The organism is Pseudomonas sp. SGAir0191 (assembly GCF_002812565.2).
Taxonomy (GTDB): domain Bacteria; phylum Pseudomonadota; class Gammaproteobacteria; order Pseudomonadales; family Pseudomonadaceae; genus Aquipseudomonas; species Aquipseudomonas parafulva_B.
The window spans coordinates 409,862-433,494 of the sequence record NZ_CP025035.2 but is presented as its reverse complement, the minus strand read 5'-3'; the positions used below and the strand labels follow the sequence as shown (position 1 = coordinate 433,494).

Genomic DNA, 23,633 nt, shown 5'->3' with positions numbered 1-23,633 from the left:
TCACAGGCCTCCAGCCAGTTGCCGTCCCTGTAGGCGCTGGCGTGCCTGTGATGGGCCGCAACGCGGCCTCGGCTATTGATGAGGTAACACCGTGCACTCCACCGACGTGATCATCCTGGGCGCAGGCGCTGCCGGCCTGATGTGTGCCCAGCTCAGTGCCCGCCGAGGCCGCCGGGTCCTGCTGCTCGACCACGCCAACAAGCCAGGCAAGAAGATCCTGATGTCCGGCGGCGGGCGCTGCAATTTCACCAACCTGTACACCGAGCCGAGCAACTTTCTGTCGCACAACGCGCACTTCTGCAAGTCGGCCTTGGCTCGCTACACCCAGTGGGACTTCATCGAGCTGGTGTGCAAGCACGGCGTGCCCTACCACGAAAAAAAGCTCGGCCAGCTGTTCTGCGACAACAAGGCCAGCGACATCCTCGACATGCTCCTGGCCGAGTGCGACGAGGCCGGCGCCCAGATCCGCATGCACACCAGCATCGAGCAGATCGACAAGACCGACAATGGCTATCTGCTGCAGACCAGCGCCGGCCCATTCGCCTGCCAGTCGCTGGTGATCGCGACGGGTGGTCTGTCCATCCCGACGTTGGGTGCGACCGGTTTCGGCTACCAGGTGGCCCGACAGTTCGGCCATACCTTGCTGCCGACCCGCGCGGGCCTGGTGCCATTCACCATCACCGAGCCCCAGCTCAAGGCCATGTGCACCGAGCTGTCCGGCACCTCGCTGGACTGCACCGCCAGCTGCAACGGCACCAGCTTCCGTGAAAACCTGCTGTTCACCCACCGGGGCCTGAGCGGCCCGGCGATCCTGCAGGTCTCATCGTTCTGGGACGCCGGCGATACGCTTGAGATCAACCTGCTGCCTGACCGCGATGCGCTGGACTGGTTGCAGACCCAGCAAACCGAGCGCGGCAATGCTGAACTCAAGACCGTGCTGGGTGAGGTGTTCACGCGCAAGCTGGCCACTTTGCTGGCCGAGCAGTGGTTCGAATCCAAGCCGATGAAGCAGTACACACCGGCTGAACTGGCCCTGATCGCCGACAAGCTGGCACGCTGGCAACTGGTGCCTGCCGGCACCGAGGGTTACCGCACTGCCGAGGTGACCCTGGGCGGTGTGGACACCCGTGAGGTCTCGTCCAAGACCATGGAGTCGCTCAAGAGCCCGGGGCTTTACTTCATCGGTGAAGTGCTGGACGTCACGGGGCACCTGGGCGGCTTCAACTTCCAGTGGGCTTGGGCATCGGCCAACGCCGCAGCGCAGTTCGTCTAGGGTAGAATCCACCGCGCAGCACGGAACGCTTCTTGCTGGCACGTGCTCAATAGCGGGTGGCGGGGCTCCTGGCGGCCCCGCTCATCGCTACGGTATTTCTACGATCACTGCCCGGCAGGCCATCATGTCATCGAGCTCGTTACGTCATTCACTGCGTCGCCTGTGGGGCCAGGACAAGTTCAGCTACAGCATCCGGGTAACCATTGCCCTTACCGGCAGCCTTGCCCTGTGCTGGCACCAGAACGAAATGGCCCTGCTGATCCCGTTGTTTCTGGGCATCATCGCCAGTGCCCTGGCTGAAACCGACGACAGCTGGCAAGGCCGCCTCAGCGCCCTGGCGGTCACCCTGGTCTGTTTTGCCATCGCGGCGCTCGCGGTCGAACTGCTGTTCCCCTACCCCCTGATCTTCGTCTGCGCCCTGGCCCTGGCAGCGTTTGCCTTGACCATGCTGGGCGCCCTGGGCGAGCGCTACGGCGCCATCGCATCGGCAACACTCATCACGGCGGTCTACACGATGATCGGCGTGGACCAGCGCGGCGGGCAGGTGACGGACTTCTGGCACGAACCCATGCTGCTGGTGGCAGGCGCGGCCTGGTATGGGCTGCTCTCGGTGCTGTGGCAGGCGTTGTTCTCCAACCAACCGGTGCAGCAGAGCCTGGCGAAGCTGTTCTTCGAACTGGGCAGCTATCTCAAGCTCAAGGCCAGCCTGTTCGAGCCTGTCCGCACCCTGGACGTCGAAGCACGTCGGCTCGAACTCGCCCAGCAAAATGGCAAGGTGGTGGCGGCCCTCAACGCGGCGAAGGAAATCATCCTGCACCGGGTGGGCAACAGCCAGCCCAACTCCAAGGTCAGCCGCTACCTGAAGCTCTACTTCCTGGCCCAGGACATCCATGAGCGGGTCAGCGCCTCCCACTACCCCTACAATGCACTGGCCGAAGCTTTCTTCCACAGCGATGTGATGTTCCGGTGCCAGCGCCTGCTGCGCAAGCAAGGCGCCTCGTGCCAGGAGCTTGCACGCTCGATTCGGTTGCGCCAACCCTTCGTGTTGGCCAGCGGCTTTACCGAGGCACTCGAAGACCTCAACGCTTCGCTCGAACACCTGCGCGGCCAGAACAACCCGGCCTGGCGCGGGCTGCTGCGTTCATTGCGTGCACTGGCGGCCAACCTGGCCACGCTCGATCGCCTGCTCGGTGCCGCAAGCAACCCTGACAGCCTGGCCGATGCCAGCGACAGCAGCTTGCTGGACCGCTCGCCGCGCTCGCTCAAGGACATGGGCAAGCGCCTGCGTACGCAATTGACGCCCACCTCGCTGTTGTTCCGCCACGCCCTGCGCCTGCCGCTGGCCCTGTCCATCGGTTACGGCATGGTGCACCTGATCCACCCGACCCAGGGCTACTGGATCATCCTGACCACGCTGTTCGTGTGCCAACCCAACTACGGAGCGACCCGGCGCAAACTGGTGCAGCGCATCATCGGCACTGCCGTGGGCCTGACCGTCGGCTGGGCGCTGTTCGACCTGTTCCCCAACCCGGTCATCCAGTCGCTGTTCGCGGTCGTGGCGGGGGTGGTGTTCTTCGTCAACCGAACCACGCGCTACACCCTGGCCACGGCTGCGATCACACTGATGGTGCTGTTCTGTTTCAACCAGATCGGCGACGGCTACGGGCTGTTCCTGCCGCGGCTGTTCGACACCCTGGTCGGGAGCCTGATCGCCATTCTTGCCGTGTTCCTGTTCCTGCCCGACTGGCAAGGCCGCCGCTTGAACAAGGCCTTGGCCAACACGCTGATCTGTGCCAGCGAGTACCTGCGCCAGATCATGCAGCAATATGCCTACGGCAAGCGCGACGACCTGGCCTATCGCCTGGCGCGGCGCAATGCCCACAATGCCGATGCGGCCCTGTCGACGACCTTGGCTAACATGCTCATGGAGCCTGGCCACTTTCGCAAGGAGGCCGATGTGGGCTTCCGCTTCCTGGTGCTGTCGCACACCCTGCTCAGCTACCTGTCGGGACTGGGCGCCCACCGTGACACGGCTCTGCCGGCCGAGGCACGGGAGCACTTGATCGAAGACGCAGGCAGCCGCCTGGCAAACAGCCTTGAGGAAATAGCCAATGGCCTGGCGGCGCGCTCACCGGTAGCGATTCACAGCGATGCCGAAGAAGCGCTTGCCAACGCCTTGGAGCAGATGCCCGAAGAGGTGGATGAGCATCAGCGCCTGGTACAGACGCAACTGGCATTGATCTGCCGCCAATTGGCTCCGCTGCGTACGTTGGCGGCGCATTTGATCAAGAAGGATGCTCCGGCAGGTGGCGCTTCGCGTTAGGTCTGGAGCAAGGATGAATAGCTTTGATTGGTCTTCGCAGGCTAGCGAATCTCCAGGGACAGCGGATTGGTAGGGGCTATGCAATAGCCTGATATTTCAGCTTCGCAGCGCATACTGCCGGGGCCGCTTTGCGGCCCATCGCGGCCGATCCGGCGCCCCGGCAAGGCCGCTCCCACCCGAGAAATCGATAGCCTTTGGATGCACGGACCTGCAGGCAAACGCGGTCTTTGTGGGAGCGGCCCTTGTGCCGCGATGGGCCGCAGAGCGGCCCCCGGCACCATGAGCTGCGAAGCTGCAATCCTGAAGCCGGCGCATCGTAACGCCGCCCCTGCTCGCCTAGAAACCATACTGATGCAGTAACCGTTCATAACTGCCATCGGCCTTCATGGCGGCGATGGCCGCGTCGAAGCGAGCGACGATCAATTGGTGATCCGGGTGCTTCAAGCTGACCAGAATGTGCAGCGGGTTTTCGCCCAGTGCAGGCTCCACCAGCTCTACCTTGTCACGCACATTGTCCGGCTCGCGCTGCAGGTGATAGCGGGCCACGTACTCGTCCTCCACGGCCAGGCTCACACGCCCTGCCGCCAGCATGCGCACGGCGGACGAAAATGTACTCACCGCTACCTTGTGCAAGCGGGTATTGCCGTCGAACGCGCTCGAGTAGGCGTAATCACGCACCACGGCGATGCTGTAGGGATACAGGTCCGAGATGTGCTCATAATGCAGGCCCGCACCCTTACGCTGCAGCAGGCGGATACGGTTGTTCAGGTAGGCGCTGGAAAACAGCCCGATGCGCGCGCGCGATTCGTTGTGCCAGGCGTTGATCAGTATGTCGTAACGACCGTCCCCGACGCCTGCCAGGGCCCGAGCCCAGGGTGCCTCCTCGAAGCTGCTGCTGTAGCCCGCCCGCGTCAGCGCCGTGGTCACGATGCTGATGGCCAGACCGCCGCCAGGCATACTGGCGTCGGTGAAGGGCGGCCAATGATCCGATACCAGGCGCAGCTTGCCGGAGGCGGCGGCCGGAGGCGCCATGACAGTGGCCAGTAACCCGAGAACACAAAGCATCAGCCGCATGCCCAAGCCCTTGCGCGGTGAAGAAACGTACACTGCGGGTGAGCTTACACAAAGGCTCTGGTCGGGGCAGCGGCCAATAGTGTCATCTAGCCTCTATTCTGGCCGAACCTACGGTTTTTATTGCAGTTGCCTTAAGGGGTAAAGGTCAGGGATAACCCAGTACCTTGCGTATTTGACTCAGGTGACGCTCGATCCACTGCCGGTCGATGGCTCCCCAGTCCTGTATGCGGTAATGGCCTGCGTGATTGCGCGCGCCTTCTTGCTGCTCGAAGGTGCAGACGATGTCCAGATCGGCCAGCGCTGCAAGGGTGTCCTGGGCCGTGCGCCGGGGCATGCCCGTAGCCTCCATCAGCGCAGGCACGCTGGTAGCGGCCTGGCTGTCGATCAGCCAGGCGACATAAAGACGGCGGTAGAAACTGCTCTTGGTCTTGCTTACTTCCATGCTGCGGGTCCTCAAGCGTTACCCGGCAACTCCCGATAGATCAGGTAGACGCGCAGGTCGAATTCCAGTTGATGGTAGTCCGGCTCCATGTGCTGACAGAGCTGGTAGAACGCCTTGTTGTGGTCACGCTCGCGCAAGTGGGCCAACTCATGCACCACGATCATGCGCAGAAACTGCGGCGCAGCCTCCTTGAACAGCGAGGCGATGCGGATTTCCTTCTTGGCCTTGAGTTTGCCGCCCTGCACGCGAGAGACGGCAGTGTTCAGGCCCAGCGCCCGGTGGGTCAGGTCCAGCCGGCTGTCGAACAGCACCTTGTCCAGTGGCGGTGCACTGCGCAGAAAACGCTGGCGCAGTTCCTGGGCGTAGCCGTACAAGGCCTTGTCGCTTTGTACCTCGTGGCGCTCTGGGTAGCGCTTGTGCAGGTATTCGCCAAGGCGGTCGCTGTCGATCATCTGCCGCACCTGTTGTTGCAGGTGCGGTGGGTAAGCTTGCAGGTAGCGTAAGACGGTCATGGCAGTACAGTCGGCGTAACGAGCGGCAATTCTAACCCGCTGGCGGGGCAGGCCAGGGGAAAATTGCCGGGAAGTTGCCGGCATCGGCAGCTGTCATAGGGTGCGCTACCAAGAAGCCCTGAACGTATTGGCAGCCTGCGGCTTTGAGCCATTGAGCCTGGGCCTGGGTTTCCACGCCCTCGGCAATCACGGTGATCCCGTAATCGGCACACAGCCCGATGACGCTGCGTGCCAGCGCCGCATCGGCCGACGCGTCCGGCAGGCGCGCCACCAGGTGGCGATCGAGTTTCAGGGTATCGATGGGCAAATCGCGCAGCATACGCAGTGAGCAGTCACCGGCGCCGAAATCGTCCAGCGCCACCCGTACACCCAGCGCGCGCAACCGGTCGACCTGCTTGACCGCCGCATCGATGTTGTACATGAGCGAGGTTTCAGCCACTTCCACTTCCAGGTGCGCTGGCTGCAGGCCATAGCGCTGGATGACCCGTTGCAGCTCCTCGACCAGGCTTGGCGAGACGAACTGGGCCCGGCTCAGGCTGATGCCCAACACGATGTCGGTCGCAAAGCGTTGGTACCAGGCCTGGCGCTGGGCAGCACTCTGTCCGTAGATCCAGCCGGCCAGACGGTTGATCAGCCGCGCTTCCTCAAGCAGGGGAATGAACAGGCCTGGCGGCACATCGCCAACACTGGGGTGCTGCCAGCGTAGCAGGGCTTCGAAGCCGCGCAGGCGACCATCGGCGAAGGCCACTTGCGGCTGATACACCAAGGTGAAATCCTGCTGCTCGATGGCCGTACGCACGCCGTCTTCGAGCATCAGGCGGGAACGGGCGCGGCCATTGAGCTCCTGGTCGTAGAAGCGATACTGCTGGCGCCCTGCCTGCTTGGCAGCGTACATGGCCGCGTCGGCTGCGCGCAGCAAGCCTTCGACGTTGCCACCGCAGTCGGGGTAGGTGGCGATGCCGATGCTCACGCCCAGGCATACGTCCAGTCCATCGATCTGATGGCTGATGGCAATGCGCTCGAGCAGCCGCTCGGCGTAGCGCCCGGCTTGCTCGGCATAGGGCAAGCCGTCGAACAGCGCGGTGAATTCGTCTCCGCCCATGCGTGCCAGCAGGGCTTCACTGCCCAGACAATCCTTGAGCTGCTCGGCCACCCAGCGCAAAACCCGGTCACCGGCATCGTGGCCAAGGGAATCGTTGATACGCTTGAAGCCATCCAGGTCCATGTACATCAAGGCCTGCGCCCGGTCCGAGCGCTCATTGCGCAGCAATGCCCCTTCGGCCGCCTGGTAGAACCCACGGCGGTTAAGCAGGCCGGTGAGTGGGTCGGTAATGGCCTGGTATTCGAGCTGTTGGTGCAGGTTGTGCACCGCCGACATGTCCAGCACGGTCACCACCATCGCCTGCTGCTCGGCAGGCAGGGGCGCACAGGACAGGGCCACCGGCAGCAGCTCGCCGCTCGGGCGACGCAATTGGGCGTCGTGCACGCGGTAGATGCGCCTGGCCAGGTAGCTTTGGTAGAACGCCGAATCCTGCCACGTACTCGGCGTGCTCAGCTGCAACAGCCCCAGCAGGTCGACGTTCTGCAACAGTTCGATAGGCGTTGCCAGCAGGGAACAGACAGCCGGGTTGGCGAAGCGGATGATGCCGCCTGCATCCACCACCACAATACCCTCGGCCGCATTGTCCAGAATGGATGCATTGAAGGCGCGGGCTTCGTCGAGTTCACGGGTCAGCGCCTGCAAACGCCGCCGATTGCGCTGCTGGTCGAGCAGGGCCTGAACCTTGGGCTTGAGAATCTGCGGGTCGAACGGCTTGAACATGTAGTCCACGGCGCCGTTGGCATAGCCTTTCAACACGGCGGCCTGGGACTGCTCGTTGGCTGTCAGGAAAATGATGGGCGTAAGCCGGGTTCGCTGGCTGCCACGCATCAGACGAGCGACTTCGAAGCCGTCCATCTCGGGCATATGCACATCGAGTAAAACCAGGTCGACATCGTTTTCCAACAATGCGCTCAGGGCTTCTCGGCCCGAACTTGCCGTCAGCACCTGCCAATCCTGGCGCGACAACAAGGCTTGCATACTGATGAGGTTCTCCGGGTAATCGTCGACTACCAGAAGCACCGAGCTGCCATCCTGTGGCATGAGTTGAAGGTGAGCGCCATCCATGCTGCATCTCTGTTATATGACCGACTACAAACTGGCCGTTGGATCCAGTTTTACCCCAGGCATGAGCTGATAGCACGCATCACACGCCAAAACCATCAGTCACTGACTGAAGGTAGCCGACCGATAGCGGTTTCGCTGACATTCTGTGACACGCAACGGCAGATCGGTTTCGCAGCCACTGCCAGAAACGAAAAACCCGCATCGCTGCGGGTTTTTTGGAGGCCGGATGGCTTAGTTGACCTTTGCAGCCAACTCGCCTTTGGCATAGCGCTGGAACATACCTTCCAGGGAGATCGGCTTGATCTTCGAGGCATGGCCGGCAGTGCCGAATGCTTCGTAACGGGCGATGCACACGTCGCGCATGGCTTTTACGGTTTCAGCGAAGAACTTGCGCGGGTCGAACTCGCTTGGGTTCATGGCCATGTGACGACGGATGGCACCGGTGGACGCCAGACGCAGGTCGGTGTCGATGTTGACCTTGCGCACGCCGTACTTGATGCCTTCGACGATTTCCTCGACCGGCACACCGTAGGTTTCCTTGATGTCGCCGCCATACTGGTTGATGATCGCCAGCCACTCCTGCGGTACCGAGGAAGAGCCGTGCATCACCAGGTGGGTGTCGGGGATGCGCTTGTGGATTTCCTTGATGCGGTCGATGGCCAGCACGTCACCGGTAGGCGGCTTGGTGAACTTGTACGCGCCGTGGCTGGTGCCGATGGCGATGGCCAGGGCATCGACCTGGGTCTTCTTGACGAAGTCGGCCGCTTCTTCAGGGTCGGTCAGCATCTGGCTGTGGTCGAGCACGCCTTCGGCACCGATACCGTCTTCTTCACCGGCCATGCCGGTTTCCAGCGAGCCCAGGCAACCCAGTTCACCTTCTACCGACACACCACAGGCATGGGCCATGGCAACGGTCTGCTGGGTGACGCGCACGTTGTATTCGTAGTCGGTCGGGGTCTTGCCGTCTTCGCCGAGCGAGCCGTCCATCATGACCGAGCTGAAGCCCAGCTGGATGGAACGCTGGCAGACATCCGGGCTGGTGCCGTGATCCTGGTGCATGCACACCGGGATATGCGGGAATTCTTCGATGGCCGCCAGGATCAGGTGGCGCAGGAACGGCGCACCCGCATACTTGCGCGCACCGGCCGAGGCCTGGACGATCACAGGGGAGTCGGTCTTGTCAGCCGCTTCCATGATGGCGCGCATCTGCTCAAGGTTGTTGACGTTGAAAGCCGGTACGCCGTAACCGAACTCGGCGGCGTGGTCCAGCATCTGGCGCATGCTAATGAGTGCCATTGTGTATCTCTCTCCCGACAAGCGTCGTTGTTTCGTGCAAGCCTGCCGCAGGGGCGGTTGCTGTTCAAGTAGTGTGGGCCACCTAGGCTTTTCACACAGAGCCTAGCGGCCCGGCCAGTCACGGTGCCTTGCAGCCCCGCCCTATCAGATCGTTGGTCGCCACCCAGTACACCAGGCCTTCCTCACCCTGGGTGTGGAACGCCAGCATGCCGTCGCTGTACAGCGCGCCGGATGCGCCGGGCTCGGCCTTGAGCCGATACACCTGGTCGCCGCCACCAAGACGCACGTCGACCTGGTCCCGCTGCGGGTCGGCAAACCGCCACAGCACTTCGGCCTGGGTGTCGCAGACCCAGCGGGTCCAGTTGTCCGCCGGCGCGGTGTGCGCCGGTTGCAGCAGTGAACATCCTGCCAGTGTCGCCAGGGCCATTACGGCCAAGAGCGCTTTCATTCAATTACCTCGATGGGCAGCACACGGCCCTTCTCCAAGACCACAAACCGGCCTGCAGGTTGCCGGCGGCCCGATCAAGGGCAGCCTGGCGCCTTGCGCTGGTGCTCTTCGTCGTACTTTTCCAGGCCTTCCGGGCCTACGCGCTTGCTGATCACCGGCACGGTTTCGGCTTGCCATTCGGACTGATAGCACCCGCCCTTGGGCGGTTGCGCCGGGTCGTCCTGGGCATCCGGGCTGCCGGCGCAGGCGCTCAGCAGCCCGGCCAGCAGCAACACAGGCAACTGCTTGGCCACCAGGCCACTCCTTTTGCCAGGCGCCGTGTTCATCAGGCTTTGGCCCGCTCTTCGAGCATGGCCACCGCTGGCAGGACTTTGCCTTCGACGAACTCGAGGAAGGCGCCGCCACCGGTAGAAATGTAGGAGATATCCTGGCTGACGCCATATTTGTCGATGGCCGCCAGGGTATCACCGCCACCGGCAATGGAGAACGCGGCGCTGTCGGCGATCGCCTTGGCCAGCACCTGGGTGCCATTGCCGAACTGATCGAACTCGAATACGCCGACCGGGCCATTCCACAGGATGGTCTTGGAGGACTTGAGCAAGTCGGCGAACTGGGCGGCGGTCTGCGGGCCGATGTCCAGGATCATGTCGTCGGCAGCGACATCGGCAATGGCCTTGACGGTGGCTTCGGCGTCTTCGGCAAAGGCCTTGGCAACCACCACATCGACAGGCAGCGGCACGCTGACCTTGGCGGCAATGGCCTTGGCCGTTTCGACCAGATCAGGCTCGTACAGCGACTTACCGACTGGGTGCCCGGCAGCCGCCAGGAAGGTGTTGGCGATACCGCCACCGACGATCAGCTGATCGCATACCGAGCTCAGGCTGTTGAGCACGTCCAGCTTGGTGGAAACCTTGGAACCGGCAACGATGGCGGCCATTGGCTTGGCCGGGGCCTTCAGCGCCTTGCCCAGGGCATCCAGCTCAGCTGCCAGCAATGGGCCAGCCGCCGCGACCTTGGCGAACTTGGCAACGCCATGGGTAGAACCCTCGGCGCGGTGCGCCGTGCCGAAGGCGTCCATCACGAACACGTCGCACAATGCCGCGTACTGCTGGGCCAGCTCATCGGCGTTCTTCTTCTCGCCCTTGTTGAAGCGCACGTTCTCGAACAGCACCAGCTCGCCGGCCTTGATCTCGACGCCATCGAGGTAGTCACCCACCAGTGGTACGTCGCGGCCCAGCGCCTGGCTCAGGTACTGGGCAACCGGCTTGAGGCTGTTTTCGGCAGAGAATTCACCTTCGGTGGGGCGGCCCAGGTGCGAGCAGACCATCACCGCCGCGCCCTTTTCCAAGGCCAGCTTGATGGTCGGCAGCGCCGCCTGGATGCGCGCATCGCTGGTCACCACACCGTCCTTGACAGGCACGTTCAGGTCTTCGCGAATCAATACGCGCTTACCTTGCAGGTCGAGGTCGGTCATCTTCAACACGGTCATGAATGCGGTCCTTCAGGGCTGTTTGTTGCGGTTTGGGTGGACGACGTGCAGAAAATGTCCGGCGACGTCGAGCATACGGTTTGCAAACCCCCATTCGTTGTCGAACCAGGCCAGCAGGTTGACCAGGCGCGGGCCTGATACACGGGTCTGGCTGGCATCGACGATGGCCGAATGCGGGTCGTGGTTGAAATCACAACTGGCGTGGGGCAGCTCGGTATAGGCCAGCAGGCCTTTGAGCGGCCCGGTCAGCGCGGCCTCGCGCAGCACCCTGTTGACCTCGGCTGCGGTGGTGTCGCGAGCGGTCTGCAAGGTGATGTCCAGGCACGAGACGTTGACCGTCGGCACGCGTACCGCTTTGGCCTGGATTCGCCCGGCAAGTTCCGGGAGCAGGCGCTCGATGCCGCGCGCAAGCCCGGTGGACACCGGAATCACCGACTGGAACGCCGAACGGGTACGGCGCAGGTCTTCATGGTGATAGGCGTCGATCACCGGCTGATCGTTCATGGCCGAGTGAATGGTGGTGATCTGTACGTAGTCGATGCCAAATGCCTGATCCAGCACCCTCAGCAGCGGTACACCGCAGTTGGTGGTGCACGAAGCATTGGAGACCAGGCGCTCAGTGCCGGTCAGGCAGTCTTGGTTGATGCCGTACACCACCGTGGCATCGACATCGGCCTCGCTGGCCATGGGCTGGGAAAACAGCACCCGTGGCGCACCCGCCTCCAGAAAGCGCTGGCCATCGGCACGGGTGTTGTAGGCCCCGGAACACTCCAGGACCAGGTCCACGTCCAGGGCTGCCCAGTCGATGCCTTCGGGCGTGGCGCTGCGCATCACCTTCACGCAATCGCCATTGATATGCAGGCAATCGCCATCGACCTTGACCTCGCCGGGAAAGCGCCCGTGGGTGGAGTCGAAGCGGGTGAGGTATTCCAGGCTGGCCTGGTCGGCCAGGTCGTTGAGCGCGACGATCTCGAAATCGGCCCTGCTGCCCCGCTCGAACAGCGCGCGCAGAACACAGCGGCCGATACGGCCGTAACCGTTGAGTGCAACTTTATAGGGACGCAAGTGGAACATTCGTTGACTCGCTAAGCGTGATGGCTTCGAGGCCGCATGGCGGCCTATCGCGGCACAAGGCCGCTTCCACAGGTACCACGCCGTTGCTGGCAGGGTAGTACCTGTGGGAGCGGCCTCATGGCGCGATGGAGGGCGACGCCCTCCCCTCGCACGACCAGGAGGGCATCCTGCCCTCCCTGATACATCAGTCTTCCAGCAGCTCTTCGGCGGTACCCAGGATGTTCTCCAGGGTGAAGCCGAATTCTTCGAACAGTGCCGAAGCCGGCGCCGACTCACCGTAGGTGGTCATGCCGATGACGCGGCCTTCGAGGCCGACGTACTTGTACCAGAAGTCGGCATGGGCCGCTTCGATGGCGATACGGGCGCTGACTTCCAACGGCAGCACCGAATGCTTGTAGGCAGCATCCTGGGCATCGAACACGCTGGTCGACGGCATGGACACCACGCGCACGTTGCGGCCCTGCTCGGTCAGCTTGTCGTAGGCCTGAACGGCCAGGCCCACTTCCGAGCCGGTGGCGATCAGGATCAGCTCAGGCTCGCCCGCGCAATCCTTGAGCACGTAGCCGCCACGGCTGATGGCAGCGAGCTGCTGCGCATCGCGCGCCTGGTGCTGCAGGTTCTGGCGCGAGAAGATCAGCGCCGATGGGCCATCCCTGCGCTCCAGGGCGTTCTTCCAGGCCACGGCCGACTCCACGGCATCTGCCGGGCGCCAGGTGTCCAGGTTCGGCGTGGTGCGCAGGCTGGTCAGCTGCTCGATCGGCTGGTGGGTCGGGCCGTCTTCGCCCAGGCCAATGGAGTCGTGGGTGTAGACGTGGATAACGCGCTGTTTCATCAACGCCGACATGCGCACGGCATTGCGGGCATATTCCATGAACATCAGGAAAGTCGCGCCGTAAGGCACCAGACCGCCGTGCAGTGCCACGCCGTTCATGATGGCGGTCATGCCGAACTCACGTACGCCGTAGAACACGTAGTTACCGCTGGCGTCGCCGGCTTCCACACCCTTGCAACCCTTCCACAGGGTCAGGTTGGAACCGGCCAGATCCGCCGAGCCGCCAAGGAATTCAGGCAACATCGGGCCATAGGCGTTCAGGGCATTCTGGCTGGCCTTGCGGCTGGCGATGGTTTCGCCCTTGGCCGCCACTTCCTCGATGTAGGCCTGGGCCTTTTCGCTGAAATCGGCAGGCAGGTCACCGGCCATGCGGCGCTTGAACTCTGCGGCCAGCTCCGGATGAGCCTGGGCGTAGGCCTCGAAACGCTGGTTCCACTCGGCTTCGGCCTTGGCACCGGCTTGCTTGGCGTCCCACTCGGCATAGATGTCGGCAGGGATTTCGAACGGACCGTGGTTCCAGCCCAATGCCTGACGGGTCAGGGCAATTTCGTCGTTGCCCAGCGGCGCGCCGTGGGACTCTTCCTTGCCCTGCTTGTTCGGCGAACCGAAGCCGATGGTGGTCTTGCAGCAGATCAGGGTCGGACGGTCGCTCTTGCGGGCGGTCTCGATGGCCGTCTTGATCTCTTCGGCGTCGTGGCCGTTGACGTTGCGGATCACCTGCCAGTTGTAGGCTTCGAAGCGCGCCGGGGTATTGTCGGTGAACCAGCCATGCACTTCACCGTCGATGGAAATGCCGTTGTCGTCGTAGAAGGCGACCAGCTTGTTCAGCCCCAGGGTGCCGGCCAGCGAGGCCACTTCGTGGGAGATGCCTTCCATCATGCAGCCATCGCCCAGGAACACGTAGGTGTTGTGGTCGACGATGGTGTGGCCGTCACGGTTGAACTGGGCCGCCATGACCTTTTCGGCCAGGGCGAAGCCCACGGCGTTGGCGATGCCTTGGCCGAGCGGGCCGGTGGTGGTTTCCACCCCGGGGGTGTAACCGTGCTCCGGGTGGCCAGGGGTACGGCTGTGCAGTTGACGGAAGCCCTTGAGGTCGTCGATCGACAAGTCGTAGCCAGTCAGGTGCAGCAGCGAGTAGATGAGCATCGAGCCGTGGCCGTTGGACAGCACGAAGCGGTCGCGATCGGGAAATGCCGGGTTGCTCGGGTTGTGCTTGAGGTAGTCGCGCCAAAGAACTTCGGCGATATCCGCCATGCCCATGGGGGCACCGGGGTGGCCGCTGTTGGCCTTTTGCACGGCATCCATGCTAAGGGCACGAATGGCGTTGGCACGTTCACGACGGCTGGGCATCGCTGATCTCCTGGGGGCTTGAATAGGTGGTATTACGAAAAGGCGTCCATTTTCGCCCACTGGGGCGCTTGGGGCAAACATTTAAGCAGCAGGCGGCGTGCATTAGTCCGAGCATCGGGCGCAATGGCAACGCCAGGGCCAGGGCGACTGGGTAGCAGGCCTGCAATATCAAAACTTTTTGATATAGAACTTGCTAGGGCAACGATGCCTGTCTAGACTCCCGCACCATGAACCTTCGTGCGCAAGCAATTCCGGAACAACGCGAGGCACTGGCCGCCCTGTGCAAGGCCAGTGGCGACGAGTTGCGCCTGAATGTACTGCGCGCCCTGGCCAACGATTCGTTCGGCGTGCTGGAGCTGGCGCAGATCTTCGACATCGGTCAGTCGGGCATGAGCCACCACCTCAAGGTGCTGGCCCAGGCCGACCTGGTCGCCACCCGTCGGGAAGGCAACGCCATTTTCTATCGCCGTGCCCTACCCGATAGCCTGCGCCTGGGCGGACGCTTGCACGCCGCGTTGCTCGACGAGGTCGATGACCTGGCCTTGCCCGCTGAGGTGCAGGGCCGCATCGCCCAGGTGCAGCAGCGCCGCGCAGCAACCAGCCAGGACTTCTTCCTGCGTGTGGAAGAACGCTTTCGCGCCCAGCAGGACCTGATCGCAGGCTTGCCGCAATACCGCGAGAGCCTGCTGGCGCTGCTCGACAAACTGCATTTCGACCCAAGCGCCAGCGCGCTTGAAGTCGGCCCCGGCGATGGCGGGTTTCTGCCGGACCTGGCTCGGCGCTTTGCCCAGGTCACGGCGCTGGACAACAGCCCGACCATGCTCGAACTCGCCCGCCAGGTCTGTCAGCGCGAAGAGTTGGACAATGTGAACCTGCAGTTGGCCGATGCACTGGGTGCAACGGATGTGGTCGCTGACTGCGTTGTGCTGAACATGGTCCTGCACCATTTCAGCGACCCGGCCCTGGCGTTGTGCCAGCTGGCCAAACGGGTGAAAGCAGGCGGCAGCCTGCTGATCACCGAGTTGTGCAGCCATGACCAGGGGTGGGCGCGGGAAGCCTGCGGCGACCTGTGGCTCGGCTTCGAACAGGACGACTTGGCCCGCTGGGCCAACGCGGCAGGCCTGTCCCACGGGGATAGCCTGTACGTAGGCCTGCGTAACGGTTTCCAGATCCAGGTCCGCCATTTCCAGCGGACGGCTGGCGACATACACCATCGGTAAATTTCAGGAACCTTCGAGATGAGCGAATACTCCCTTTTCACCTCCGAGTCCGTGTCCGAAGGGCATCCGGATAAAATCGCCGACCAGATTTCGGACGCCGTGCTGGATGCGATCATCGCCCAGGACAAGTACGCCCGCGTCGCCTGTGAAACGCTGGTCAAGACCGGCGTGGCGATCATTGCCGGCGAGGTGAGCACCTCGGCCTGGGTCGACCTCGAGGACCTGGTACGCAAGGTCATCATCGACATCGGCTACAACAGCTCGGACGTAGGCTTCGACGGTGCCACCTGCGCCGTGATGAACATCATCGGCAAGCAGTCGGTGGACATCGCCCAGGGCGTCGACCGTTCCAAGCCAGAAGACCAGGGCGCCGGTGACCAGGGCCTGATGTTCGGCTACGCCAGCAACGAGACCGAAGTGCTGATGCCTGCGCCGATCTGCTTCTCGCACCGCCTGGTCGAACGCCAGGCCGAAGCACGCAAGTCTGGCCTGCTGCCCTGGCTGCGCCCGGATGCCAAGTCGCAGGTCACCTGCCGCTACGAAGGTGGCAAGGTCGTGGGCATCGATGCGGTGGTCCTGTCCACCCAGCATAACCCTGAGGTATCGCAGAAAGACCTGCAGGAAGCGGTCATGGAACTGATCGTCAAGCACACGCTGCCTGCCGAGCTGCTGCACAAGGGTACCCAGTACCACATCAACCCGACCGGCAACTTCATCATCGGCGGCCCGGTCGGTGACTGCGGCCTGACCGGTCGCAAGATCATCGTCGACTCCTACGGCGGCATGGCCCGCCACGGTGGCGGCGCGTTCTCGGGCAAGGACCCGTCCAAGGTCGACCGTTCCGCCGCCTATGCCGGCCGCTACGTGGCCAAGAACATCGTCGCCGCCGGCCTGGCCGAGCGCTGCGAGATCCAGGTCTCGTACGCCATCGGCGTGGCCCAGCCGACTTCCATCTCGATCAACACCTTCGGCACCGGCAAAGTGTCGGACGAGAAGATCATCCAGCTGGTGCGCGAGTGCTTCGACCTGCGTCCATATGCCATCACCACCATGCTCGACCTGCTGCACCCGATGTACCAGGAAACCGCTGCCTACGGCCACTTCGGCCGCACCCCGCAACAAAAGACAGTGGGTGACGATACCTTCACCACCTTCACCTGGGAACGCACCGACCGCGCTGAAGCGCTGCGTGACGCTGCCGGCCTGTAATTTCCTACAGCGCTGAGCGAAAGCCCCTGCCGAGCAATCGGCAGGGGCTTTTTTGTGACATATCGCCTGACAAACCGCCCGAGGCGAACACCGTGAAAAACCCATAGGCTCGGCACATTCTTAGCCACGCAAGGAAGCGGGCCATGCCAATCGTATTGCTGCTGATCATGGTGGTGTTCCACCTGCCGCCGACCTGGGCCAACCCGTGCCCGGATTGGACACCGTCGCGCTCACACGCTGAGATCGCCCAACTGAGCGCCACGCTCGCGCACTGGGACGAGCGTTATCACCGTGACGGCGTGGCACTGGTGGCCGATGAGCTGTATGACCAGAGCCGCGATCACCTGGCCATGCTGCAACGCTGCGTTGGCCTTGCGACCCAGGCCTCGCCGCTGGCCAGCGCAGGTGGCCCAGTCGTCCATCCCGTGCCGCACACCGGCGTGCAGAAGCTGGCCGACTTCCAGCGTGTTGCCGGCTGGATGGCTGGCAAGACCGACCTGTGGGTACAGCCAAAGGTCGATGGCGTGGCCGTTTCACTGATCTACCGCCAAGGCCAGCTGACCCAGTTGATCAGCCGAGGCGACGGGGTCCAGGGGCACGATTGGAGCCGCCACATCCCACAACTCGAACGGATTGTCCGGCAACTGCCCCACCCGCTCGATCTGTCGCTTCAAGGCGAGCTCTACTTGCGCCTTGAGGACCACATACAGGCCAGCGCAGGGAGTATCAATGCCCGTGGCACGGTCGCCGGCCTGCTTGCTCGCCACCACATTGACGAAGAACAAGGCGCGCGCATCGGTCTGTTCGTGTGGGATTGGCCCAACGGGCCTGAGCAGCAAACCGAGCGCCTGTCGCAGCTGGTCCAGTTAGGTTTTGCGGACAGTCAGCATTACAGCGTTGCGATCAATACCCCCGAAGAAGCTGCGCGGTGGCGGGACCACTGGTTCAGCACGCCGCTACCTTTTGCCAGCGACGGGGTGATCCTGCGCCAGGGCAAACGCCCGCCCGCCCAACGCTGGCAGGCCAAGGCGCCGTACTGGATCGCAGCCTGGAAATACCCCTACGCACGAAAGTTGGCACAGGTGCGCGATGTACGCTTCCAGGTCGGCCGTACTGGCAAGGTTACCCCCATCGTTCACCTCGAGCCGGTCACCCTCGATGACCGACGCGTGACCCGTATCAGCCTGGGTTCGCTGTCACGCTGGCAGGCATTGGACGTTCGGCCAGGCGACCAGATAGCCATTAGCCTGGCGGGGCTGACCATCCCCCGTTTCGAGCAGATCGTGCACTACTCGGTCGAGCGCCAGCCCGTCACCGCACCTGCAGTCGACCAATACCATGCCCATAGCTGCTGGCGTGCTGGAGAAGGCTGCAATGAGCAGTTCATCGCCCGCCTCAGCTGGCTGACCGGCAAACAGGGCCTGGTCCTGCCTGGGATGGGCCCAGGGACCTGGCGGCGACTGGTCGAGGCAGGCCTGGTGTCGACGATGACCGACTGGCTGGAGCTCGATGAGGGGCGCCTGCAACAGGTGCCAGGCATCAGCACCCTGAGGGCAGCCCAATTGCTAGCCGCCTTCGAGCAGGCCCGCTCGCGCCCATTTTCCCAATGGGTTCGCGGTATTGGAGCACCCATTGGCAAAGGTGTGCTGCTGCCCGGTGACTGGCCGACACTGGTTGCCCAGACGCGCGCGCAGTGGCAAGCCCAGCCTGGCATCGGCTCGAAACGGGCGGACGAACTTGTGCGATTCTTCGCCAGCGCCGAGGTGCAAGCCATTGCAACCCATCTGGCCGGGCAGGCTCTAGACGGGTTCTCGGAGCAGCCGCCACAGCCTGAGCAATGATTATTTACCAAAAAAACTGTAGGAAAAGCCGGAGATTTACCGGCCTAGCTTTATCAAGGGTTTCTAAATAGCCAAAACCAAGGCAGGATTTCCATCCAGAATTTTCTCGTTGCCCTGCCCCGTCCAGGAGGCTTTTCATGAAACGCTTTTCCCCCCTTTTTCTGCTCGCGGCCTTGGGCCTGGGCGCAGGCACTGCACAAGCAGCCGCGCCCGATGCCGGCCTGACAGGTTGCGACGCCAAGCGCAGCGCGATCGAGAACCAGCTCAAAATCGCCCGTGAGCATGGCAATGCCGCTCAGGCGGCCGGGCTGGAAGAAGCCTTGCGTGGCGTGGCCAACTGCACTGACGCCAGCCTGCGCAAGGAGCGTGAGCAGAAGGTGCTCGATGCGCGCCATGAGGTGGCCCAGCGAGAGAAGGACCTGAAAAAGGCCGAGAAGAAAGGCGATGCCGAAAAGATCAACAAGCGCAAGGACAAGCTCGCCGAGTCCCGCAAGGAACTGCAGGACGCGGTAGACGACCTTGACCGCTGAGGCCAGCGCCTGAGGCGGCGCACGGGCCAGCCGCCGCCCGCCTCGTCATTCAATGGTTACGAAATTCGCTATGGCACGCCCGGCATGCGCTTTCGACTTTGTCCATGGGCGCCTTCAATTGCGCAGCGTCCAGCGATGGCTGGCGCGTCGCTTGTACGAGCTCGCCAGTGGCTGCCTCCAATTGCCGGGCCAGGTCCTGAAAGCGCGCCTGCCGTTGCCACACCTCAGGGCGGGCTGCGCTGCTGTCGCCTTCACGCACCTGCGTAAAGTGCTGCCAGGGTTGGTGAGACAGCGTATCCAGTGTCTGCGCCCCTTGGGCGAAGCGGCCGGCGTCGAACGGCAGTCGACCACGCAACATGCCGCCCAGGTCCTCGCTTGTCGTGAGCATGTCCTTGAAGATGGCCTTGCGCTTACCCAGCGGCGAGTCGGGGTCGACGCCCCCGCACCCCGTCAGGCCAATGCCCAAGGTCAATGCTGCAAGCACCACAACGCCCAACCGCTTAAACATCTCGCCTACCCATGCCTGGAAAAAAGGGCCGGCCAGTATCGCTGGCAAAAGGCGAAAGACCAATAGCCACATAAAAAACAGGGGTGAACCGCGTGTTCGTCCATGACAGGAATACAACGATGAAACATGCCTTGCGCCACCTGGCCTGGACATTCCCGCTAATGGCGTTGCTGGCCGGCTGCGACAACGACCAGACGACAAAGCCCGAGCCCCACGCCATCGCGACCTACGCGCCTGTTGCCTGGAAAGACCTGCCCACGGTCAGCGACGAAGACATGCTCGCCGGTTTCTATGCCTGGCGCAGCGGCTGCGAAAAACTCACGCGCGACCCGGTCTGGGCCGCCACCTGTGAAGCCGCCGGGAGCCAGCCGGCAAGCGCTGCACAGGTGCGCACCTTTCTCGAGCAGAACCTTGAGGTCTACGGCCTGCGTTCGGCCGACAACAGTGCCGACGGCTTGATCACCGGCTATTACGAGCCTGTCTACCCCGGCAGCTTGACCCCATCTGCCACCTATCATGTGGCGGTCTACGGCCCTCCCGAAGACATGATCACGGTGGACCTGGCCAGCGTGTACCCGGAACTCAAGGGCAAGCGCCTGCGCGGTCGCCTCGAAGGACGCGTGCTCAAGCCCTACGACACCGCAGAGGTGATCAACCGCAACGGCGCCAAGGCACCGGTACTGGCCTGGCTGACCGACCCGATGGACTTGCAGTTCCTGCAAATCCAGGGCTCTGGCCGTGTTCAACTGGAGGGCGGGCGCCAACTGCGCCTGGGTTACGCCGACCAGAACGGTCATCCGTATCGTCCCATTGGCCGCTGGTTGGTCGAGCAAGGGCAGCTGAAGAAAGAAGATGTGAGCATGGGCGCCATTCATGCGTGGGCCCAGGCCAACCCTTCACGGGTGCCTGAATTGCTGGCCAGCAACCCCAGCTACGTATTCTTCAGCACGCGCCCCGACAGCAATGAGGGGCCGCGTGGCTCGCTCAACGTTCCGCTGACGGCGGGCTACAGTGTGGCCATTGACCGCAAGGTCATCCCGCTTGGCAGCCTGCTGTGGCTATCGACCACACGCCCGGACGGCAGCCCCGTCGTGCGCCCGGTCGCGGCCCAGGACACCGGAGGCGCCATCGCAGGCGAGGTGCGCGCCGACCTGTTCTGGGGGACCGGCCAGGCAGCCGGAGACCTGGCCGGGAACATGAAGCAGCAGGGCCAGATCTGGATGCTGTGGCCCAAGGGCCAACCGCTGCCTGAGGTGCCCAAAGTCCCGTGACCGGGGCCTTGGCATCGGGCGATGGGGTCAGGCCGAGACCACGAAGAACGCCACGATGATCGCAAGGCCGGCGAACCAGACCAACGAGCGCAGTGCCGCCCAGTCGGCGAGGTAGCAGATGATGTAAAGCAGCCGGCTGGTGATGTACATCACCCCCAGCACATCCTGGGTCACCTGTTCGGCATTGCCGACGATGTCTGCCACCAGCACGGCGGCGGCGAACGCCGGAAAGGCTTCGTACCCGTTCTGCTGGGCTGAGTGCGCGCGGCGCGGCAGACCGGACAGGGTATCGAGGAAGGCGCGCGGGTCATGGTTGTGCTTCAAGCCGAACCGGCCGCTCGCCAGTTTGGCGATCAGCGCACAGAGCGGCGGCAGGATCATCGCGATCAAGATGCACCACAGGGCAACGGTCATGGACAGGGTTCCTCGTTCGTCAGTCGGTCAGAGCTTCATTACCAGCATACCTGCCAGTACCAGCCCGCAAGCTAGGAGTCTTGGCCCGCCGAAAGGTTCTTTGAGATAGCGCATCCCCAGCAACACCACCAGGATCACGCTCAGCTCGCGCAGCGCCGCTGCCTCGGCCACCGACCCCAGGTGCATCGCCCAGAGCACCAGGGCATAACTGAACAGCACGCACAGCCCAACGGCCAGGCCCAGCCGCCACTGGGTTTTCCAGAACAGCACGAACGGGGCCCGGCGCGCCACCGCGGCCAGCGCGGGGAATTGCCAGGCGCTGAGCAACGTCAGCCACACCAGGTAGTCCCAGGGCTTGCCCCATTCGCGCACGGCCTGACCGTCGAACCAGGTATAGCACCCGATGCACAGCCCGATCAGGGCCACTACCGGCAACATCGACCAGGGCAGCCGGTCCCCGCCACCGCCCTGCCACAACAGGCAGGCCATGCCACAGGGAATCAGCAGAATGCCGATGATTTGTTGCTGGCTGAGAGGTTCTCCGGCGAACACCAGGGTTAGCGCCAGCACGACCAGGGGCGACAGCCCACGCATCAGCGGATAGACCAGGCCCAAATCACCCACGCGGTAAGCCTTGATCAGCAGCCAGCGATACAGCTGCTCGGCAAACGCCGAAGCCAGCAACCAGGGCCAGATACCGGCAGGTGGGATGTCCACGAAGGCCACCGCAGGCAACACCAGTGCCAGGGCCACCGTGTCCATGCTCGCAATGACCAGCAGGCGCTCGCCGCTGAATTTGATCAAGGTGTTCCAGGTGGCATGAAGCAAGGCAGCGATCAGCACCAGAGACGTGGCCAACACGCGGTGGATCCTCAATGGGTTAACGGACGCAGACTATAAGCCCTGGCCAGGTGAACGCGTCAATCACAAGGCGGCCTTGCGTCCCTGTGTTGCAGCCCGCCCACCGCCTTTAGCAGGGCTCGAACGGGAACGTTTACGGCAAATTCGGTCAAACCCTGTGCCCCGAACCCCTCGTCAGGTCATCAAAGAGCTGCCCGAGTCATTCGGGTGACGACTTGGAAGCCACTGTTACAGGAATCGGGATGCTTGAATTAGTTGCCGCGTTTATCTGCCTCACCACCCTGCTCACCTATGTGAACTATCGATTCATCGGCCTGCCCCCTGCGATCGGCGTGATGGTCACGGCCTTGCTGTTTTCGCTCATGCTGCAGGCATTGAGCCTGATTGGCTTTCCGGGCCTGGAAGCCCGCGTCGAAGCCCTGATGAACCAGATCGACTTCAATGACCTGCTGATGCACTGGATGCTGGCGTTCCTGCTGTTCGCCGGTGCCTTGCACGTGAACTTATCCGACCTGCGCAGCTACCGCTGGCCCATCGGCCTGCTGGCCACCGTGGGCGTGCTGATCGCCACCGTGGTCATCGGCTACCTGTCGCACTGGGTGTTCGCGATGTTCGGCTGGCAGGTGCCGCTGATCTACTGCCTGCTGTTCGGCGCGCTTATCTCGCCGACCGACCCGATTGCAGTGTTGGGCGCCCTGCGTACGGCCAACGCTCCAAAACCCCTGAAGACCACCATCGTCGGCGAGTCGCTGTTCAACGACGGTACTGCCGTTGTGGTCTTCACCGTGCTGCTGGGCATCATCCAGCTCGGTGAAACCCCGAGCATCGCCGACACCGCGCTGCTGTTCGCTCGCGAAGCCATCGGCGGCGTGCTGTTCGGCGGTGTGATCGGCTACGCCACCTACCGCATGATCAAGAGCGTGGAGCAGTATCAGGTCGAGGTCATGCTGACCCTGGCACTGGTGATCGGTGGCTCGGCGATGTGCTACGAGCTGCACGTCTCGGCCCCCATCGCGATGGTGGTGGCGGGCCTGATCATCGGCAACCTAGGCCGCAACCTGGCGATGAACGACATGACCCGTCGCTACATGGACGGTTTCTGGGAGTTGATCGACGACATGCTCAACGCACTGCTGTTCGCGTTGATCGGCCTCGAACTGCTGTTGCTACCGTTCAACTGGCTGCACATGGCCGCCGGCAGTGTACTGGCGCTGGCCGTGCTGCTGTCGCGCCTGCTGACCGTGGCGCCGGCCATCGTGTTGCTGCGGCGTTGGCGTGCGGTGCCCAAGGGCACGGTGCGGGTGCTGACCTGGGGTGGCCTGCGGGGTGGGGTATCGGTAGCCCTGGCGCTGTCGTTGCCATTGGGTGAAGAGCGTGACCTGCTGCTGTCGATCACCTACATCGTGGTGCTGTCCTCGATCCTGGTCCAGGGCCTGAGCATCGGCAAGGTGGTGCGCAGGGTCAGCGCACAACCCTGAAAGAAGCGGGGCTGCACCCTG

Annotated in this window: 21 protein-coding genes; 8 read left to right on the top strand and 13 right to left on the bottom strand. The window is 63.2% G+C overall.

Annotated features, from left to right (window positions below; translation table 11 throughout):
• Nucleotides 1-91: 91 nt before the first annotated feature.
• Both CWR53_RS01875 and yccS read left to right on the top strand, forming a co-directional pair.
• Complete coding sequence (locus tag CWR53_RS01875; protein ID WP_100850666.1) at nucleotides 92-1,273, top strand: NAD(P)/FAD-dependent oxidoreductase; 1,182 nt, start codon at nucleotides 92-94, stop codon at nucleotides 1,271-1,273.
• A 124-nt stretch (nucleotides 1,274-1,397) separates the two neighbouring features.
• The gene (yccS, locus tag CWR53_RS01870; protein WP_100850665.1) at nucleotides 1,398-3,596 is read left to right on the top strand and encodes a YccS family putative transporter; all 2,199 of its coding nucleotides are present in this window, start codon (nucleotides 1,398-1,400) and stop codon (nucleotides 3,594-3,596) included.
• A gap of 336 nt (nucleotides 3,597-3,932) precedes the next feature.
• Here the strand turns inward: yccS and CWR53_RS01865 are convergent, their stop codons facing one another.
• The 10 genes from CWR53_RS01865 to tkt all read right to left on the bottom strand — a co-directional run bounded on the left by CWR53_RS01865 (nucleotide 3,933) and on the right by tkt (nucleotide 14,280).
• Nucleotides 3,933-4,670, bottom strand: a complete 738-nt coding sequence (locus CWR53_RS01865) for an ABC transporter substrate-binding protein (RefSeq protein WP_078477884.1) — start codon at nucleotides 4,668-4,670, stop codon at nucleotides 3,933-3,935.
• A 145-nt stretch (nucleotides 4,671-4,815) separates the two neighbouring features.
• The gene (locus CWR53_RS01860; protein ID WP_058604032.1) at nucleotides 4,816-5,112 is read right to left on the bottom strand and encodes a helix-turn-helix domain-containing protein; all 297 of its coding nucleotides are present in this window, start codon (nucleotides 5,110-5,112) and stop codon (nucleotides 4,816-4,818) included.
• Nucleotides 5,113-5,123: 11 nt separating this feature from the next.
• Entirely contained in the window at nucleotides 5,124-5,624 is a 501-nt protein-coding gene (locus tag CWR53_RS01855) for a M48 family metallopeptidase (protein ID WP_100850664.1), read from the bottom strand.
• A 31-nt stretch (nucleotides 5,625-5,655) separates the two neighbouring features.
• The gene (locus CWR53_RS01850) at nucleotides 5,656-7,791 is read right to left on the bottom strand and encodes a bifunctional diguanylate cyclase/phosphodiesterase (RefSeq protein WP_058604034.1); all 2,136 of its coding nucleotides are present in this window, start codon (nucleotides 7,789-7,791) and stop codon (nucleotides 5,656-5,658) included.
• A 231-nt stretch (nucleotides 7,792-8,022) separates the two neighbouring features.
• Nucleotides 8,023-9,087 carry a class II fructose-bisphosphate aldolase gene (gene fba, locus CWR53_RS01845; protein WP_023533056.1) on the bottom strand — a complete coding sequence of 355 codons (1,065 nt, stop codon included), beginning with the start codon at nucleotides 9,085-9,087 and terminating at the stop codon, nucleotides 8,023-8,025.
• 118 nt (nucleotides 9,088-9,205) lie between these two features.
• A complete protein-coding gene (locus tag CWR53_RS01840) occupies nucleotides 9,206-9,535 on the bottom strand; it encodes an MliC family protein (protein ID WP_078477880.1) in 330 nt (109 codons plus the stop codon).
• Nucleotides 9,536-9,609: 74 nt separating this feature from the next.
• Nucleotides 9,610-9,861, bottom strand: coding sequence for a hypothetical protein (locus CWR53_RS01835; protein WP_058604036.1), 252 nt, complete (start codon nucleotides 9,859-9,861; stop codon nucleotides 9,610-9,612).
• Complete coding sequence (locus CWR53_RS01830; RefSeq protein ID WP_058604037.1) at nucleotides 9,861-11,024, bottom strand: phosphoglycerate kinase; 1,164 nt, start codon at nucleotides 11,022-11,024, stop codon at nucleotides 9,861-9,863. The genes CWR53_RS01835 and CWR53_RS01830 overlap by 1 nt, the downstream gene beginning before the upstream one ends.
• A gap of 12 nt (nucleotides 11,025-11,036) precedes the next feature.
• Nucleotides 11,037-12,098: an erythrose-4-phosphate dehydrogenase gene (gene epd / locus CWR53_RS01825; RefSeq protein WP_100850663.1), complete on the bottom strand. Its 1,062-nt coding sequence runs from the start codon at nucleotides 12,096-12,098 to the stop codon at nucleotides 11,037-11,039.
• A gap of 184 nt (nucleotides 12,099-12,282) precedes the next feature.
• Nucleotides 12,283-14,280 carry a transketolase gene (tkt, locus tag CWR53_RS01820; protein ID WP_100850662.1) on the bottom strand — a complete coding sequence of 666 codons (1,998 nt, stop codon included), beginning with the start codon at nucleotides 14,278-14,280 and terminating at the stop codon, nucleotides 12,283-12,285.
• 227 nt (nucleotides 14,281-14,507) lie between these two features.
• Here tkt and CWR53_RS01815 point away from each other — a divergent pair, with 227 nt between their 5' ends.
• From CWR53_RS01815 to CWR53_RS01800, 4 genes are all read left to right on the top strand, one after another.
• Nucleotides 14,508-15,500 (top strand): metalloregulator ArsR/SmtB family transcription factor, encoded by a 993-nt coding sequence (locus CWR53_RS01815; protein WP_100850661.1) that lies wholly within the window; start codon nucleotides 14,508-14,510, stop codon nucleotides 15,498-15,500.
• An 18-nt stretch (nucleotides 15,501-15,518) separates the two neighbouring features.
• Nucleotides 15,519-16,709, top strand: coding sequence for a methionine adenosyltransferase (metK, locus tag CWR53_RS01810; protein ID WP_023532964.1), 1,191 nt, complete (start codon nucleotides 15,519-15,521; stop codon nucleotides 16,707-16,709).
• A gap of 143 nt (nucleotides 16,710-16,852) precedes the next feature.
• The gene (gene ligB / locus CWR53_RS01805) at nucleotides 16,853-18,550 is read left to right on the top strand and encodes an NAD-dependent DNA ligase LigB (protein ID WP_100850660.1); all 1,698 of its coding nucleotides are present in this window, start codon (nucleotides 16,853-16,855) and stop codon (nucleotides 18,548-18,550) included.
• 137 nt (nucleotides 18,551-18,687) lie between these two features.
• A complete protein-coding gene (locus CWR53_RS01800; RefSeq protein WP_100850659.1) occupies nucleotides 18,688-19,080 on the top strand; it encodes a DUF1090 domain-containing protein in 393 nt (130 codons plus the stop codon).
• A 49-nt stretch (nucleotides 19,081-19,129) separates the two neighbouring features.
• On the opposite strand, the gene CWR53_RS01795 is transcribed toward CWR53_RS01800, so the two are convergent.
• The gene (locus tag CWR53_RS01795; protein WP_100852572.1) at nucleotides 19,130-19,588 is read right to left on the bottom strand and encodes a cytochrome c; all 459 of its coding nucleotides are present in this window, start codon (nucleotides 19,586-19,588) and stop codon (nucleotides 19,130-19,132) included.
• A 119-nt stretch (nucleotides 19,589-19,707) separates the two neighbouring features.
• Here CWR53_RS01795 and CWR53_RS01790 point away from each other — a divergent pair, with 119 nt between their 5' ends.
• A complete protein-coding gene (locus CWR53_RS01790; RefSeq protein WP_100850658.1) occupies nucleotides 19,708-20,859 on the top strand; it encodes a murein transglycosylase A in 1,152 nt (383 codons plus the stop codon).
• Nucleotides 20,860-20,886: 27 nt separating this feature from the next.
• Here the strand turns inward: CWR53_RS01790 and CWR53_RS01785 are convergent, their stop codons facing one another.
• Together CWR53_RS01785 and CWR53_RS01780 are read right to left on the bottom strand one after the other, a co-directional pair.
• Nucleotides 20,887-21,273 (bottom strand): MAPEG family protein, encoded by a 387-nt coding sequence (locus CWR53_RS01785; RefSeq protein WP_100850657.1) that lies wholly within the window; start codon nucleotides 21,271-21,273, stop codon nucleotides 20,887-20,889.
• A gap of 27 nt (nucleotides 21,274-21,300) precedes the next feature.
• A complete protein-coding gene (locus tag CWR53_RS01780; RefSeq protein WP_100850656.1) occupies nucleotides 21,301-22,134 on the bottom strand; it encodes a DMT family transporter in 834 nt (277 codons plus the stop codon).
• A gap of 242 nt (nucleotides 22,135-22,376) precedes the next feature.
• Between CWR53_RS01780 and CWR53_RS01775 the strand changes: the two genes are divergently transcribed.
• Entirely contained in the window at nucleotides 22,377-23,612 is a 1,236-nt protein-coding gene (locus CWR53_RS01775; RefSeq protein ID WP_058604046.1) for a sodium:proton antiporter, read from the top strand.
• Nucleotides 23,613-23,633: the final 21 nt, after the last annotated feature.

Coding starts and splice junctions, on each gene's coding strand:
- yccS (WP_100850665.1), top strand. CDS start 1,398: ATGTCATCGAGCTCGTTACGTCATTCACTGCGTCGCCTGTGGGGCCAG.
- CWR53_RS01865 (WP_078477884.1), bottom strand. CDS start 4,670: ATGCGGCTGATGCTTTGTGTTCTCGGGTTACTGGCCACTGTCATGGCG.
- CWR53_RS01860 (WP_058604032.1), bottom strand. CDS start 5,112: ATGGAAGTAAGCAAGACCAAGAGCAGTTTCTACCGCCGTCTTTATGTC.
- CWR53_RS01855 (WP_100850664.1), bottom strand. CDS start 5,624: ATGACCGTCTTACGCTACCTGCAAGCTTACCCACCGCACCTGCAACAA.
- CWR53_RS01850 (WP_058604034.1), bottom strand. CDS start 7,791: ATGGATGGCGCTCACCTTCAACTCATGCCACAGGATGGCAGCTCGGTG.
- fba (WP_023533056.1), bottom strand. CDS start 9,087: ATGGCACTCATTAGCATGCGCCAGATGCTGGACCACGCCGCCGAGTTC.
- CWR53_RS01840 (WP_078477880.1), bottom strand. CDS start 9,535: ATGAAAGCGCTCTTGGCCGTAATGGCCCTGGCGACACTGGCAGGATGT.
- CWR53_RS01835 (WP_058604036.1), bottom strand. CDS start 9,861: ATGAACACGGCGCCTGGCAAAAGGAGTGGCCTGGTGGCCAAGCAGTTG.
- CWR53_RS01830 (WP_058604037.1), bottom strand. CDS start 11,024: ATGACCGTGTTGAAGATGACCGACCTCGACCTGCAAGGTAAGCGCGTA.
- epd (WP_100850663.1), bottom strand. CDS start 12,098: ATGTTCCACTTGCGTCCCTATAAAGTTGCACTCAACGGTTACGGCCGT.
- tkt (WP_100850662.1), bottom strand. CDS start 14,280: ATGCCCAGCCGTCGTGAACGTGCCAACGCCATTCGTGCCCTTAGCATG.
- CWR53_RS01815 (WP_100850661.1), top strand. CDS start 14,508: ATGAACCTTCGTGCGCAAGCAATTCCGGAACAACGCGAGGCACTGGCC.
- metK (WP_023532964.1), top strand. CDS start 15,519: ATGAGCGAATACTCCCTTTTCACCTCCGAGTCCGTGTCCGAAGGGCAT.
- ligB (WP_100850660.1), top strand. CDS start 16,853: ATGCCAATCGTATTGCTGCTGATCATGGTGGTGTTCCACCTGCCGCCG.
- CWR53_RS01800 (WP_100850659.1), top strand. CDS start 18,688: ATGAAACGCTTTTCCCCCCTTTTTCTGCTCGCGGCCTTGGGCCTGGGC.
- CWR53_RS01795 (WP_100852572.1), bottom strand. CDS start 19,588: ATGTTTAAGCGGTTGGGCGTTGTGGTGCTTGCAGCATTGACCTTGGGC.
- CWR53_RS01790 (WP_100850658.1), top strand. CDS start 19,708: ATGAAACATGCCTTGCGCCACCTGGCCTGGACATTCCCGCTAATGGCG.
- CWR53_RS01785 (WP_100850657.1), bottom strand. CDS start 21,273: ATGACCGTTGCCCTGTGGTGCATCTTGATCGCGATGATCCTGCCGCCG.
- CWR53_RS01775 (WP_058604046.1), top strand. CDS start 22,377: ATGCTTGAATTAGTTGCCGCGTTTATCTGCCTCACCACCCTGCTCACC.